General features: G+C 62.9%; 14 protein-coding genes. 7 read left to right on the top strand and 7 right to left on the bottom strand.

Going from position 1 to position 14,915, the window contains the following annotated elements; genetic code table 11:
- Window positions 1-72 precede the first annotated feature (72 nt).
- Both ASD99_RS29245 and ASD99_RS29240 read right to left on the bottom strand, forming a co-directional pair.
- Window positions 73-1,272, bottom strand: coding sequence for a CHAT domain-containing protein (locus ASD99_RS29245; RefSeq protein WP_057145768.1), 1,200 nt, complete (start codon window positions 1,270-1,272; stop codon window positions 73-75).
- Window positions 1,272-3,083, bottom strand: a complete 1,812-nt coding sequence (locus ASD99_RS29240) for a caspase family protein (protein ID WP_057145767.1) — start codon at window positions 3,081-3,083, stop codon at window positions 1,272-1,274. Before ASD99_RS29240 ends, ASD99_RS29245 begins: the two co-directional genes overlap by 1 nt.
- A 274-nt stretch (window positions 3,084-3,357) precedes the next feature.
- On the opposite strand from ASD99_RS29240, the gene ASD99_RS29235 reads away from it, so the two are divergent.
- From ASD99_RS29235 to ASD99_RS29210, 6 genes are all read left to right on the top strand, one after another.
- A complete protein-coding gene (locus tag ASD99_RS29235; protein WP_057145878.1) occupies window positions 3,358-4,440 on the top strand; it encodes an ABC transporter ATP-binding protein in 1,083 nt (360 codons plus the stop codon).
- A 5-nt stretch (window positions 4,441-4,445) separates the two neighbouring features.
- Entirely contained in the window at window positions 4,446-5,366 is a 921-nt protein-coding gene (locus ASD99_RS29230) for an ABC transporter permease (protein ID WP_056584520.1), read from the top strand.
- Entirely contained in the window at window positions 5,359-6,159 is an 801-nt protein-coding gene (locus ASD99_RS29225) for an ABC transporter permease (RefSeq protein ID WP_056584665.1), read from the top strand. Before ASD99_RS29230 ends, ASD99_RS29225 begins: the two co-directional genes overlap by 8 nt.
- A gap of 40 nt (window positions 6,160-6,199) precedes the next feature.
- Window positions 6,200-7,234, top strand: coding sequence for an extracellular solute-binding protein (locus tag ASD99_RS29220; protein WP_056584523.1), 1,035 nt, complete (start codon window positions 6,200-6,202; stop codon window positions 7,232-7,234).
- A gap of 88 nt (window positions 7,235-7,322) precedes the next feature.
- A complete protein-coding gene (locus ASD99_RS29215; protein ID WP_057145766.1) occupies window positions 7,323-8,750 on the top strand; it encodes an amidase in 1,428 nt (475 codons plus the stop codon).
- A gap of 80 nt (window positions 8,751-8,830) precedes the next feature.
- Window positions 8,831-9,580, top strand: a complete 750-nt coding sequence (locus tag ASD99_RS29210) for a TetR/AcrR family transcriptional regulator (RefSeq protein ID WP_244497936.1) — start codon at window positions 8,831-8,833, stop codon at window positions 9,578-9,580.
- A 7-nt stretch (window positions 9,581-9,587) separates the two neighbouring features.
- Here the strand turns inward: ASD99_RS29210 and ASD99_RS29205 are convergent, their stop codons facing one another.
- The 5 genes from ASD99_RS29205 to ASD99_RS29185 are packed head-to-tail and all read right to left on the bottom strand — an operon-like array spanning window position 9,588 to window position 14,165.
- The gene (locus ASD99_RS29205) at window positions 9,588-10,346 is read right to left on the bottom strand and encodes an MBL fold metallo-hydrolase (RefSeq protein WP_057145764.1); all 759 of its coding nucleotides are present in this window, start codon (window positions 10,344-10,346) and stop codon (window positions 9,588-9,590) included.
- A 2-nt stretch (window positions 10,347-10,348) separates the two neighbouring features.
- Window positions 10,349-11,413, bottom strand: a complete 1,065-nt coding sequence (locus ASD99_RS29200; RefSeq protein WP_057145763.1) for an ABC transporter ATP-binding protein — start codon at window positions 11,411-11,413, stop codon at window positions 10,349-10,351.
- Complete coding sequence (locus ASD99_RS29195; protein ID WP_056584534.1) at window positions 11,410-12,192, bottom strand: ABC transporter permease; 783 nt, start codon at window positions 12,190-12,192, stop codon at window positions 11,410-11,412. Before ASD99_RS29195 ends, ASD99_RS29200 begins: the two co-directional genes overlap by 4 nt.
- Window position 12,193: 1 nt before the next feature.
- On the bottom strand, window positions 12,194-13,060 hold the full coding sequence (locus ASD99_RS29190) for an ABC transporter permease (RefSeq protein ID WP_056584537.1): 867 nt from the start codon (window positions 13,058-13,060) through the stop codon (window positions 12,194-12,196).
- Window positions 13,061-13,073: 13 nt separating this feature from the next.
- Window positions 13,074-14,165, bottom strand: coding sequence for a spermidine/putrescine ABC transporter substrate-binding protein (locus ASD99_RS29185; RefSeq protein WP_057145762.1), 1,092 nt, complete (start codon window positions 14,163-14,165; stop codon window positions 13,074-13,076).
- A gap of 91 nt (window positions 14,166-14,256) precedes the next feature.
- Here ASD99_RS29185 and ASD99_RS29180 point away from each other — a divergent pair, with 91 nt between their 5' ends.
- Window positions 14,257-14,871: a TetR/AcrR family transcriptional regulator gene (locus ASD99_RS29180; RefSeq protein WP_057145761.1), complete on the top strand. Its 615-nt coding sequence runs from the start codon at window positions 14,257-14,259 to the stop codon at window positions 14,869-14,871.
- The last annotated feature ends 44 nt before the right edge of the window (window positions 14,872-14,915 follow it).

The raw sequence follows: 14,915 nt of genomic DNA, 5'->3' as shown, positions 1-14,915 counted from the left end.
ACGGATCATCGGCTTGATGACCAACGGCGTCAGCGCTTGCGTGGCCGAGGATTTGATGCAAAGAACGGCCGTTTACTGCATCACCACCTGCAAATTGGCGTTGCCGTAGAACGTGTAGGCAAGATAGGTAGGGTCGCCGGTTTCATAGAAGCGCTTGCGCACCACTTGCAGCATCTCGGCGAGATAAACCGGTCCGTCCTTGAGGCGCGTACTGATGCCACCATAGAAGTCGATCGAGAAGGCGGCGGCGGCGCGGTCGGTCAGCGGCCACATGCCGCCGATGAAGCCGGATGCGCCGCCCGCCAGCACCGCTGGACCCCAGCCCTGCACGAAACCGCCGAGCAACTGGGACTTGCCCGTATCGCAGGCATTGAAGAAATAGAATGGATTGCCCTTGCCATGCGCGGCGGCAACCAGCGCGCGCCAGGTATCGGGGTCGAGCGACTGGTCGACGAGGTCGATGGCAAAGATCGGCCGGCCGCTGCTCGGCTGGTTGACCGCACCGTGCCCGGAGAAATGGATGAAGCCGGTCGAGACCTCGCCGATCAGTTTTTCGAAGGAGACGAAATCGCCATCGAAGCGGCGGTAGCCGGCGAGCTTGCTCAGCGCGTCGATCTCGACCTCTTGGAACGGCAGCGACCGCTTGTCGACATAGGAGGGAGCGACAGCCGCGACGCCGGTAAAAGCCATGCGGTCGAGCGGATTGTCGACCTGCGAGGATGTGCTGCGCGGCGCCCAGCGCGCCAGCCGGTAGCTCATGCCGAGGAAGCCGTCGCGGGTTGCGCCATCCGCGCTTTGCGGGCGGATCAACTCCCAGGGCAGCGTGGGGCTGTTCGAGGTGATCTGGATCGAATGCAGTTCGCCCTTGTCGCGCAGCGACCAGAACACATCCTTGAACGCCTCCGGCGCGTAATCGCGGTAGAGCGCGTCGCCGAAGCCTTCTGCGGCCAGCGTGACAAAGCGCTTTTGCGCGTCCGGGTCGCTGCTTGTGGCAGGCTGTTGCAGTGACACCGCGCCGCGCAGGCTGAGGCCGAGTTGCAGCAGCCGGAGGTACTGCGAGTCCAGCCATGCCGCCATTTGCGGCGGCGTCGAGAACGTATCGGTCACCGGGCCGGCCAGATGCGGCGAATGGATGATGATCTGGCCAGGGCCAAGTCCGCTCGGGTCGTCATAAAGGATGGTGACATCAAGATCGGGAACGTCATCGCTGGTGTCGCCGCCAAGCCTGACATAGCCTGTCGTCGCCGGTTGCGGTGGCGCGGAGGCCAGCATCAGCGTGGCAGGCGCGGCAGGGCGATTGGCTGGCGCATCCTGGGTGCTGGCTTCAACGGGCGCCGTTCGACGAACAATGACGGGTCGCGACGCCGATCCGAGAAACCGTCCGGCGCTGTAGATACGGGCGATGAACTGGGCGGGCTTGCTGTCTTTTGCAATGGGCCGTGCCTTGAGGTCGAAGCGGATGAATCGCTGTCCCCCTGGCGATAGAGGGTCGTCTGCCGGCTCCATTTGCCGCCGTCGACAAGGTCGAAACCGCTGGCGAAGAGATCGATGTCGATGGGCCATTGCTCTGCCCCGGCCGGCATGGCCATAGCCAAGGCGCCGTTTGCCGTCACCGTCGAACCGGGAGCCGCTTTCACCTTCACCTCAGGCGTCAATAGCTCTTCGGTCAGCGCGATCGAAACGGTCACCGTTTCGCCGGCCACGACCTCATCGGGCGCGTCGATGGTCGGATGTCGCACCACCTCGACCGCATTGTTATCGACAGGTGGAGACACCATGCCAGGAGGCGCGTCCAACGGCAGCACAGGAGGCTCTTCGGCGGTTGCCGTGTCGGGCAGCGGGGCAAGCGGCTCAATGACAGGGGGTGGGGCGGGTACCGGCGCCGGGATGGGCGGCAGTGCGGGCTCCATGCCGCTGGCTTGGCCATCCTCCTGATAGGTGCTGCCGAGATTGTCCTGCGCCGCGGCGGCGGCCTTGGCCGCCTCCTCTTCGTACTGTTTTCGAGCCTGTTCCTCATCCTGCCGTTGCTGCTGTTGTTGTCGGCGTTTGTATTCCTCGTATGCGGCGGCCTCAGCGGCACTGCTTCCCGCCCAAGAATCGGGACTGCCAGACCCCGGTGCAACGTCCATCGGGTAAGGCTCCTGGCTGCTGCCATCGAAGCTGCCGGAGCCATAGTCACCGCCGCCGCCCCAGCCGCCCCCCTCGGAATCGTAGCCACCGCCGCCGCCGCTTGCCATCGGTGGCGGCGCGGGTTCAGGCGCAACGGCTTTCGGCGGTGCCTCGGTCGGGCCAGGTGCGGCGGCGACCGGCTCGTCCGGCGCCGGCACAAATTGGCCGTCTGCCGAAAGGCCATAGGCCACCCACGGCGACTGAGCACCGAATGTCTTGTCGGCAACGGTTTGCGTGACCGAGGCGAGTATGGCGCGGATGTTCATGCCCCGCCTGCTCAGCGCTGCCGTGAGCGCGTCGGCAAACACCGTGACCGGTTTGGCTTCGTTCAGCGCGACGGTTCCCGGTTGGGCGGAAGAGGCGACGATGGCGTTGGACGGCGGACCCACCGCCGCCAGCCCTGGCGTCACGCCCGCAGCAGCGGTGGATCCATCGCCGGGATTATCCAGCAAAACCAGTTTGAATGTCGGCGTTGCCTCGAGCGCTTGCACGAACAGATCGAGAGGCAATGCCGTCTGGTCTATCGCTTGCTTTGAACCGGTCCGCGCGCCGCGCGTCAGCAGATAGTTCCTGTCATTGGTCCGAGCCGTATGGCCGACATAGTAGAAGATGCCGACGGAATCGGCGGCACTCAGCGACTTGGCGAAATCATACATGGCGCGCGCCACATCGGCGCGGTCGCCATCGGACACCTGCCGGACGGTGAACCCAAGGGACCGCAGGCTCGCTGCAATGAGTTCGGCGCTGAGCTCGGCGTTGGCGATGGCCGGCGCGCCCTCGTAGGTCGGACTGGCAACGACCAACGCGATACGCTCCTCGCCGCGCGCGGCGGAGAAGAGCACCATTGTCATCAGCAGCACGGCCGCCAGAAGGCGCATGACCTTGACCCAAGCCTCGCAAGCCGCGTTGATCATGCCAAAGCCCGCCCCAATTCAACTACGGCCTCATTGTTGACTATAGCATTCCGGATCGCCAGCGCACCGGCGCATGTTTGATGGCAACAAGGCGTCCTTCAGGCGAATTTGTCGACGCAATCCGGAGCCGCATGAGAATGGTCGCCCTTTGTCGCATTGGTCGAAAAGATATTGACTGTATATTTAGTCACAGTTATTCCTGAGGTCGAGGATTGAGTTGGCCAGCCGGCGTTGCCGGTGAATGGTCACGAAGGAGGGGAATATCTTGACAGCCATGCGGCCCGCCGTTGAGGCGAACGGCGTCACCAGGGTCTTTCGGGGAACCGGCCAGGATTCGGTCAGAGCGCTCGACAACGTCTCCGTCGCGATCCGCGAAAATGAATTCTTCACGCTGCTTGGCCCATCTGGCTGCGGAAAGACGACGCTGCTCAGGCTGATCGCCGGCTTCGATTTTCCGACCGACGGCGAGATCCTGTTGTATGGCCAGGACATCGCACCGCTGCCGCCGTTCAGGCGGCCGGTCAACACCGTTTTCCAGTCCTATGCGCTGTTCCCGCACATGACGGTCGCCGACAACATCGGCTTCGGCCTGAAGATGCTGGGCAGGCCGAAGGCAGAGATCGAGGTGCGTGTCGACGCGATGCTGAAGCTGGTCCACATGCAGGAATTGAAGAACCGGCGCACCAGCCAGATCTCCGGCGGCCAGCAGCAGCGCGTGGCGCTGGCCCGGGCGCTCGCGCCACAGCCGAAGGTGCTGCTGCTCGACGAGCCGCTGTCGGCGCTCGACTACAAGCTGCGCAAGGAAATGCAGATCGAATTGAAGCGGCTGCAGCACGAGACCGGCATCACCTTCATCTTCGTCACCCACGACCAGGAAGAGGCGCTGACCATGTCGGATCGCATCGCGGTGATGTCGTCGGGCAACATCCTGCAGGTCGGCACACCATGGGATGTCTATGACCACCCGGCGGAGCGGTTCGTCGCCGACTTCATCGGCGAGACGAACTTCCTGACCGGCACGGTCGAAAGTGCGGGCAATGGCCAGGCGCAGGTCGCCTTGCGCTCGGGTGCGAAGATCCGCGCGACCGCCGCCGTCGACTTCCGCGTCGGCAGCAACGCGACACTGATGGTTCGGCCCGAACATGCGAAGCTCGTCAAAGGCCGCGGCGATCTCTGCGGCACGATCGAGAACATCGTCTATTTCGGCACCGACACGCATATCCATGTGCGGCTGGACGACGGCGATGTCTTCATGGTGCGCCAGCAGAATTCGCGCAGCGCCGGCTGTGGTTTCGAAAACGGCACCAGGGTTGGCATTCAGATCGGCGACAATGCCGCGCAGTTGCTGAAGGACTAGGGGCCATGGCAACCGCGAGTGAGGTCGCCGAACAGGCTGAACGTGACGATATCCGGTTGCGCTGGCTGCTTTCGGCCCCGGCGCTGCTGATCGTCTTCCTCGCTGCCCTTGGGCCGCTGCTGATCGTGGTCGTCTATTCCTTCCTGACGCCAGGCAATTACGGCGATGTGAAATGGCAGTTCTCGACCGACGCCTGGGTGAGCGTGCTGTTCGAGCGTGATGTCTTTGACGACACGGTGTCCTTTGCCACTGCGTATCTGTCGATCTTCTGGCGCTCGGTGTCGCTGTCGCTGGCAACCACCGTTCTGACCCTGACCCTCGGCTTTCCCACCGCCTATTTCATCGCCACGCGGCCGGATCACCGGCGCGACATCTGGCTGTTCCTGATCACCATACCGTTCTGGACGAACCTTCTGATCCGCACCTTCGCCATGCAGGAAGTGCTGCGCAATGACGGCATCATCAATTCAGCACTGCAACTGCTTGGCATCGCCGACCACCCCGTCCAGCTGATGTACACCAACTTCGCCGTCCTGGCCGGCATGGTCTACGTCTTCCTGCCGCTGATGGTGCTGCCGCTCTACGCCAGCATGGAGAAGATCGACTTCCGCCTTGTCGAGGCGGGCTATGATCTCTACGCGACGCGGTTCGAGGTGTTGAGGCGCATCATCGTCCCGCTGGTAACGCCGGGCATCGTCGCCGGCTCGATCCTCGTCTTCATTCCTTCGCTTGGCGCCTACGTGACGCCGCGCGTGCTGGGCGGCGGTACCAATCTGATGATCGGCAATCTGATCGAGCTGCAGTTCGGCCAGGGCCGAAACTGGCCGCTTGGTGCGGCGCTGTCGATCACCTTGATGGTTATCGTCATGGTGGCGCTGCTGTTTTATGTCCGCAACACGACCAGGTCGGATGGCGCCCATGGCTAAGCGCTTCGACGTCCGGCGGCAGAACGGCTTCGTCAGCCTGGCGATACTGTGTTTCTTCCTGCTTTATCTGCCGATCGCCACCCTGGTGGTCTACGCCTTCAACGACAACGATTCCCTGGCGATCTGGAAGGGCTTCTCGCTGCGCTGGTTCCATGTGGCCTGGAACAATGGGCTGGTGATCGAATCGTCGATCCGCTCGTTCCAGATCGCCGCCGTCGCTGCGCTGCTGGCGACGATCTCGGCGACCATGGCGGCGCTCGCGACGACCCGGACCAATCCCTATCGCGGGCTGACCTTCAAATACGCCTTCATCAACCAGCCGCTGATGGTGCCGGAGATCGTCACCGCTGTGGCACTGCTGATCGTGTTTTCGCGCATCAAGATCTGGACCGGCTATTCCGGCCTCGGCTACCTCGTCGCCGCGCACACCGCTTTCTGCGTCCCCTTTGCCTATCTGCCGATCCGGGCGCGGCTCGAAAGCATGGACCTGGCGCTCGAAACCGCGGCGGCGGACCTCTATGCGACCAAATGGAAGACGTTCCGGCATGTGACCTTGCCGCTGCTTTGGCCGGGCATTCTGGCCGGGCTGATGCTCGCCTTCGTCGTCTCGCTGGATGACGTCGTCATCACCGAATTCGTCAAATCCGGCGGCCAGGACACGCTGCCCACCTACATGCTCGGCCAGATCCGCCGCGGCGTTACACCCGAGATCAATGCCATCTCGACAGCGTTCCTGCTGCTGTCGATCGGCATCGTCACCGCCTTCTTTTTCGTCAGCAGGAAACGGACCTGAGGCGGCTTTGCCGCCGGTCCCAACAATGGGAGCATGGAGCATGAACTGGAAATTGACCGCGACGGCCATCGGGCTGTCGCTGCTGACTGTCACGGGCGTTGCCCGTGCCGAGGGCGAACTCAACATCTACAATTGGGGCAACTACACCAGCCCCGATCTGATCAAGAAGTTCGAGGAGACCTACAAGGTCAAGGTCACCGTCACCGACTTCGATTCCAACGACACCGCACTTGCCAAGATCCGCCAGGGTGGGGCCGGTTTCGACATCGTCGTGCCTTCGGCAAGCGTCGTTCCGATCTGGATCAGCGAGGGGCTGTTGCTTGAATCGCGCCCGGACCAGATGGAGAATTTCAAGAATGTCGATCCCAAATGGGTCGACGTGCCATTCGATCCGGGCCGCAAATACACCGTTCCATGGCAGTGGGGCACGACTGGCGTGTCGGTCAACAAGTCGGTCTATTCCGGCGACATCAACACGTCCGCGATCTTCCTCGATCCGCCGCCCGAGCTCGTCGGCAAGATCAATGTCGTCCCTGAAATGGGTGACATCATGTTCCTCGCCATCGCCTATGAAGGCGGCCAGTACTGTACCGACGACAAGGTGCTGCTGAAGAAGGTGCGCGACAAGCTGGTCGAGGCCAAGGCGAAATGGCTGTCCTTCGACTATGGCGCCGTCGACGGCCTGGGCAAGGGCGACATCGCCGCCGGCGTCAACTGGAACGGCATTTCGCTGCGCCAGCGGATGCAGAACGACAAGATCGTCTACGGCTATCCCAGGGAAGGCTACCCGATCTGGATGGACAATGTCGCGGTGCTGAAGGACGCCAAAAACGTCGAGAATGCCAAGCTTTTCCAGAACTTCATCATGGACCCGCAGAACGCCGCCATGATCTCGGCCTTCGCGCGATATTCGAACGGCATCAAGGGCTCGGAAGCCTTCATGCCTGCGGACATGAAAGGGGCGCCGGAAGTCGATGTTCCCGCGCAATTCGCCGCCAAGGGCCAGTTCATGCAGGCCTGTCCGCCTGATGTGCAGGCGCTCTACACGAAAATCTGGACCGACCTTCAGAAATAACCTGATCCGGGTTCTCCGCGCCGCGGCACGCGGCGCGGCCACCTCCCGTCCATGCCAAACGCGATCCGGCGATCGCAGGAGACTTCCCATGACCGATCTCGACCTTTGCTACATGGCGGCCAACGAGGCGCTGCGGCTGTTCAAGGCGAAGAAACTCTCGCCCGTCGACCTGATGCAGGCCACCATCCGGCGCGCGGAGGCCACCAAGCCGACGATCAACTGCTTGACCTTCACGCATTTCGACGAGGCGCTGGATCTGGCCAGGAAAGCCGAGGCGAAATACGCCAAGGGCGCCCGAACCGGGGCGCTCGAGGGTCTGCCCATCGGCATAAAGGACGAGAGCTATATCAAGGGCAAGCCGACGTCGCACGGCTCGCTGCTCTCGAAGGATGCCATCGGCGGCCGTACCTCGACGATGAATGAGCGCATCATCAAGGCCGGCGGCATAGTCCATGCCCGCACGGCGACGCCTGAATTCAGCTGCGCCGGCTATACCTGGTCGAGACGATGGGGTGTCACGCGCAATCCGTGGAATCCGGAGTTCACACCGGGCGGTTCGTCCGGCGGTTCGGCGGCGACGCTGGCTTCCGGCACATCGTCGATCGCCACCGGCTCGGACATTGCCGGGTCGATCCGCATTCCGGCTTCAGCCTGCGGTCTTGTCGGCTTCAAGCCGCCCTATGGCCGCAATCCGGACGAGCCGCCATTCAATCTCGACTTCTACTGTCACACCGGACCGCTGGCGCGAAACGTTAGGGATGCGATCCTGCTGCAGAATGTCATGGCCGGGCCAAGCCCGCTCGATATCGCCACGCTGCGCCCAAAACTGCGCCTGCCGCTCGACCACAAGCCGATCAAGGGCTGGAAGATTGCTTTCTCGATGGACCTCGGTTCTTTCGAAGTGGATCGCGAGGTGCGCAAGAACACGCTTGCCGCCTGCAATGTGTTCCGCTCGCTTGGGGCCACTGTCGAAGAAGTCGATCTGGGCTGGGGCGACGACGTGCTCAAGGCCGGCATGGCCTATCTTGAACACCTCTTCGGCGCTTCGCTGTCGCAACTGCTCAAACAGCACGGCAAGGACATGACGACCTATGCGCGGCAGTTCGCCGAGGACGGGCAAAAGTCCAAGGCCACGGACTTTGTCGCCACCCTGGAGGTGGCGGCCAGGATGTACCAGACGCTGGGGCCGCTGCTGGAGACATACGATGTGCTGATCTGCCCGACCAACGCGCTTCCTTCAGTGCCGGCGGAGTTCGATCAGACCAGGGATACGGTCGAGATCAACGGCAAGCAGGTGAATCCCTCGCTTGGCTGGGTGATGACGACGCCATTCAACATGCTGAGCCGTTGTCCGGTTCTTTCCATGCCATCGGGCCGGGCGGCAAGCGGCGTGCCGACAGGCATCCAGATTGTCGGCCGCACCTATTGCGATGCCGATGTTTTCCGCGCGGCCATGGCCTTTGAAACGGCGCAGGGGCAATGGTACACGAACGCCGAAACACGCCCGTCGCTCTGATCGGGCGATGTGGTGGTGCTTGATCTCCGGCTTCGGCTATGGTGAGCCGACGCCGGACACCACGAATACACGGATCTGTGGTGGCGCCAGCGATCGCCGCCACAAGGTTCGAAGGGAACTGGACGAAGATGGCGCAACGCAAGGCAGCAGCGGCAAAACATAAAGGCGTAATGGCCAAGGACGGGGTTTCGGCAAACGATGCCGCGCCGCCCAAGGACCGTCGGCGCGAACGTGGCGAAGCCAGCGTGCAGCGGATCATAGACGCCACCATCGAGCTCATCGCGGAGGAGGGGCTGGCAAGCGTCACCATGCAGCGCATCGCCGAACATGTCGGCTCGTCCAATGCCTTGGTCGTCTTCCACTTTGGCAGCAAGGAGAACCTGTTTCGCGCCGTCCTGCAGTATCTTAGCGATCGATATGATGAACTGTGGGTGACACTGGTGCGGGCGCCCGGCCTGTCGCCGGTAGAGCGCCTGCTCGGGGCGGTCAACTGCGCGCAAAACTTCGCCCGGCAGCATCCGAAATGGGTTTCGGTCTTTGTCGTGTTCTCCAGCGACCGCAAGAGCATGCAGATCTACAACGAGATCGGGCTGCCGAGCGACCTTGCCTACACTGCCGAGGCGCGCGAACTGCTGATCGAGATTTCGCGCAGCGGCGGCTATACCGGCATCGACATAGACACGCTGTCGGAGAGCCTGAATTATCTGGTTCATGGCGCCTGGTACTGGGATCACCTGAACCCTCGCGGCCGTGACACCAACGTGCTGCGCAAGACCATGCTGCTCCTGCTGCATCAGGCATTTCCGCGGCATTTCGAACTGATGCGCTAACCCGCGCTCAGGGCTGCCGCAAATGGCAGCCGGCTTGCCGCTTCTGTTCCAGATACTCGTCGACAAGCTGGCGGTAGCGCACCTTGCCGAAACTCGGGAAATGGCCACCGTGCACGACCGAGACATCGAGGTCGCGCAGGCGCAGGAGTGTCGCCATGTAGTCTGGTATGTCCGAGTGGTAGACATCGTCGATCAGCGGGCCGTCATAGATGATATCGCCGGATAACAGGATACCCGTCCTGTTTTCGTAGAGCGCGATGCCGCCGGGCGAATGGCCGGGCGTGTGGATCACCTCGAAGGCACGGTCGCCGAGATCGACGACATCGCCCTGTGCGAGCATGCGGCCGGCGGGTGCGGGCATAATGCGGTAGCGCGCGGTGTCCCAATCTTGCGGCATGCCGTCAAACATCTCGTCGGTCGCATAGGTGCCGGCGGCGGTCCATTCATTGCGCGGATCGGCAAGGATACCGGCCTCGGCCGCGTGCACGCAGCGCTCGGGAAATTCGTGGTGGCAGCCGATATGGTCGAAATGCGTATGGCTGGCGACGCAGATCAGCTTGCGCTCGCTCACCAGCGGTACGTGGCGCCTGAGGCTGAAATGGCCAAGCCCGGTGTCGAACAGAAGGTCGCGGTCGCGGCCGCGCACATGCCACATGTTGCAGCGGAAGAACGGCTTTATCCACGGCTCGTGGATCAGCGTGATGCCGTCGGCCATGCGGATGGTTTCGTACCAGTCGGGAGCGTCGATGACCGCTAGCGTACCCATTTTCAATCCGTCAGCTGGATGATCTGGTCGGTATCGCAGGAAATCGCGACCGTGTCGCCCGGCTGGACGGTCGCCTTCGCGGGCAACTTGGCGATGAACCGCACCGAAGGGTCTTCGATGGAAACCGCGAGCACGCGCTTGAAGCTGCCCTGGAAGACGACGTCGCTCACACCAGCCGTGCCGAGCCTGACACCGCCTGCGGCCGTGCCGAGGACAAGATGCTCCGGCCGTATGGCCAGCGCAACGGCGGAGCCAACCGGCAAGGCGCCGGGCAGCGAAACCGAACCAACCGGCGTCGCGACGGTGCTTGTCCTTTCCGTCACCGCCGTGACCGTGCCGGCAAGGATCGTGCTCTCGCCCATGAAGGTGGCGGAAAAGCGCGTCGCCGGCCGCGCGTAGACCCGCTCGGGCGGTCCTTCGTCCTCGATGCGCCCGTCATTCATCACCACGCAATGGTCGGCCAGCGCCATCGCCTCTTCCTGGTCATGGGTAACGTGAATGAAGGCGGTGCCGACGCGCTTCTGGATCGCCTTCAACTCGTCCTGCATCTGCCGGCGCAGCTTCAGGTCGAGCGCACCGAGCGGCTCGTCGAGCAAAAGCACCGCCGGCTCGATCACCAGCGCACGCGCCAGCGCCACGCGCTGCCGCTGGCCGCCGGAGAGCTGATGCGGCTTCTTGTCGAAGGCGGCGGCGAGGCCGACCAGCGCCAGCGCTTCACGCGCCTTTGCCGCCCGGGTAGCGCCATCGACGCCCTGCATGCGCAGGCCGAAGCCGACATTGCTGCCGACGCTCATATGCGGAAACAGCGCATAGTCCTGGAACACCGTCGTCGTCGGACGCCTGGCCGGCGGCACCGAGGTGCAGTCCTCGCCACGGATGAACACCTTGCCTTCGCTGGGCGTGACGAAGCCGCCCAGAATGGACAAGAGCGTCGTCTTGCCGGACCCCGAGGGCCCAAGCAGGACCGTGTAACTGCCGGGCTCGATCTGCAGCGAGACATCCTTCAGCACGGTGTGCTGGCCGAAGCGGTGCGAGACGGCACGAATATCGACCAAGGGCGCGGTCATGCCTTTCTCCTGCGCAGCAATGTCAGTTCGAACAGCACGACCAGCACGATGGAGACGGCGAAGACCAGCGAGCCGACCGCATTGGTCTTGGGATTGAGGCCGGAGCGCAGCAGGTTCCAGATTTCGACAGGCAGCGTGGTGTCGAAGCGGGTGAGCAGGAAGGAGATCACGAACTCGTCCCAGGAAAAGGTCATCGACAGGAAGAAGCCCGCGAAGATGGCAGGCGCCATCACAGGCACGGTGATCAGCAGCAGCACCTTCCATTCCGGTGCGCCGAGATCGCGCGCGGCGCGCTCGATGTTGATCTGGTGGTCGCCCATCTGGCTGTAGATGATGGCAAAGCACAGCGGCAGGTTGATCACGACATGGCCGATGCCGGCGGCAAGCAGCGATTTCGGCACACCTGCCCAGTTGAACAGCACCAGCAGCCCCATGCCGATGATGAGATAGCTGACCGTCAGCGGCAGGGTGATCAGCCCGCGCAGCAGGCCGGAGCCCGGCAGGACGAAGCGGGCAAGACCCCAGGCGCAGAGGAACCCGAGCGTGACGGCGGCGAGCGAAGAGATGGACGCGACCAGCAGCGAATTGACCAGCGCCGAGGTCAGCCGCGTGTCCGAAAGAACCGCATCGTACCATCGCAGCGACGGTCCGGTGAAAGGCGGGATCGGGAACGATGTCGCCTGCAACGAAAACAGCACCAGCACGATAACCGGCAGGAAGATGAAGCCGTAGACCAGAACGGCGTAGAGCCAGGAAGCGATGCGGAGGAGCTGGCGCATCTCAGGTCCGCTCGATCTTCAGCCAACGGGCGCAGGCGAGGTAGGCGATGGTGACCACCGCCATCAGGATGATCGACAGCGCCGAGGCCAGCGGAAAATCGCCGCGCCGGCCGATCTGCATCATCACCAACTGCGGCATCAGGAGCTCGTTGTTGCCGCCCAGGATCTGCGGCGTGATGTAGTCGCCGATGCACAGCACGAAGGTCAGGAAGGCCCCCACCATGATGCCGGGCAAGGTCAGCGGCAGCACGACATGCAGGAAGGTGCGCACCGGTCCGGCGCCGAGATCGGCGGCGGCCTTGCGGTAGCTCGGGCTGAGCTGCTTCAGGTTGGCGAAGATGGTTAGCGTCAAAAGCATGACGAAGAAATGCACGAAGCCGGTGACGGTGGCAAAACGCGTGTTGGCGAGTTGTAGCGGCTCGGCAAACAGGCCCGAGCCGGTCAGAGCACGATTGACGACGCCGTTCTGCGCCAGCACCAGCAGCCAGGAGTAGGAGCGCACGACATAGGAGGTCCAGAACGGCAGAACGGCCAGCATCAGCGCCAGCCGCTGCCAGCGTTCCGGCACCTGTTCGGCCAGGATCCAGGCAAAGGGATAGGCGAGCAGCACCGAGATCACGGTGACGATCGCCGTCACTTGCAGCGAGTTCACCATCGCCTGCCAGTAGGAGGGGTTGGTGAAGAACTGGCTGTAGTTGGACAGAGTGAAGCCGCCGCCCTCATGCGCCGTCAGGCTGGAAAGCCCCATGGCGATGAAGGGCAGCACGAAGAACAGCAGCGTCCAGCCGAGCGCTGGCGTGACCAGCGCCCAGGGCAGGGCACGGCCCGCCCTGGGCAGGGCACGCCCGTTGTTTGCCGAGCTGCTCATGAGCGGTATTGGCTCATTTTGCCTGCAGCATTTCGGTCCACATGTCCTGCATCTTCTTGTCGAGATCGGCATTCGGCGCCGGATAGGCCTGGGCGCGCGCCAGGAAGCCCGGCTGCTCGTCGAAGCGCAGGACCTTCTTCTGGTCGTCGGTCAGCGCTGCCTTGGTGTTCGCCGGCATGCCCCAATAGCAGGACGAGGTGGCAAGCCGCGCCTGGCCCTCCGGGCTCATAATGTACTGGATGAATTTCAGCGCCATGTCCTTGTTCTTGGAATCCTTGAACATGGCCAGCGACTGCGACCACAGAACCGCACCCTCCTTGGGGACGGAGAAGTCGAGCGCCGGGTTCTCCTTGGCCAATCCCGCCGTCACCCATTCGCCGCCGCCGACCAGTATGTCGACTTCGCCCGTGGCCAGCGCCGTCTGGCTGGCGGTCACTTCACCGACCAGCTTGGCATTGGCCTTCATCTTCAAAAGCTCTTCCTTGAGGGCGGGGAGGTCGGCTTCGGTCAGCTCAGCCGTCTTCTTGCCGATGGCGAGTGCTGCCATGCCGATAACCGGCAGGTAGTAGTCGTAGATCGCAACCTTGCCCTTGTACTTGTCGCCGGTCAGCGCCGCCATCGACTGCATGTCTGCCGGATCGACCTTGGTCTTGTTGTAGCCGATCGTGTTGTAGCCGAACTTTTCGGTAATGCCGTAGCGCTTGCCGCCGACCACGGTGGAGCCGTCCATCTTCACCTGCGGGAACAGGTCGGCCAATGGCAGTTTGTCTTCAGGCAATGGCTCGAACAGGCCCTTTTCGTCACCGCGCGGCACGTCGATCGAGTCGATGACCATCACGTCCCAGTCGCCGGGCTGCGACTGCTCGACGATGGCCAGCCCGGCGCCGGTGCCTTCGAATTCCTTGACGTTGACCTTGACGCCATTGGCCTCCTCGAAGGGCTGCAGCAACGCTGGATCGGCATGATCGCACCAGATTAGCGCGTTGAGGTCGGCGGCCTGGGCAGCGCTGCCAGCTCCGAGCAGCAGCGCCGTGGCGGCGCACGCCGCATGCAGATGGCTTGTGAGAATGGAAAGCGGATTCCTGGATGCGGATTTTGCGGACATCGAGTGTTCTCCCTTGCCTTTGTGGCTTCTTGCAAAAAATTGAACCAATTCTAAAATTGAGTCAATTCTGTTTTTATGGCAAGGGGCTCTCGTGAGCGGATTGCGGGCAAGGCAAAAGGCGGACCGGCACCGGCGCATCATCGAGGCGGCGGCGGAACTGTTTCGCGAGGCCGGCTATGAAGGCGCCAAGATCGAGGCGATCGCCGCCCAGGCCGAGGTCTCGGTCGGCACCATCTACAACTACTATGAGAACAAGGGCGACATCCTCGGCGCCATCGTCTCATTGGAGGTCAACGAGGTGCTCAATGCCGGGCAGGGCGTCGTCGCCAGGCCACCGGCCAATGTCGGCGATGCGCTGGACACGCTGATCGGCATCTATATCGAGCACTCGCTGCACTATCTCAGCAAGGAGATGTGGCGGCAGGCGATGGCGATCTCGACGCAACTGCCCGACAGCCCGTTCGGCCAGGCCTACACCGCGCTCGACCGGGCGCTGACCGAGCAGATCCGCGCCCTGATCGCCCGGCTGCAGGCGCTCGGCCTCGTGCGGCAGGATATCGACGGCGCAGCACTTGGCGAACTGATCTTCAACAACATGAACATGATGTTCATCGAATTCGTGAAGCGCGAGGCGGCGAGGATACCGGAACTACGCGCGGCGATACGAAGGCAGAACCGCATTTTGGTGGCGGCGATTGCGGTGTGATTGGCAGGAAAAGGCAGCAGCATCGATCGATGGATCAAAAACCG

The organism is Mesorhizobium sp. Root695 (genome assembly GCF_001428185.1).
Taxonomy (GTDB): domain Bacteria; phylum Pseudomonadota; class Alphaproteobacteria; order Rhizobiales; family Rhizobiaceae; genus Mesorhizobium.
The sequence above is the reverse complement of the archived record's forward strand: the minus strand, read 5'-3'. Positions and strand labels throughout refer to the sequence as shown.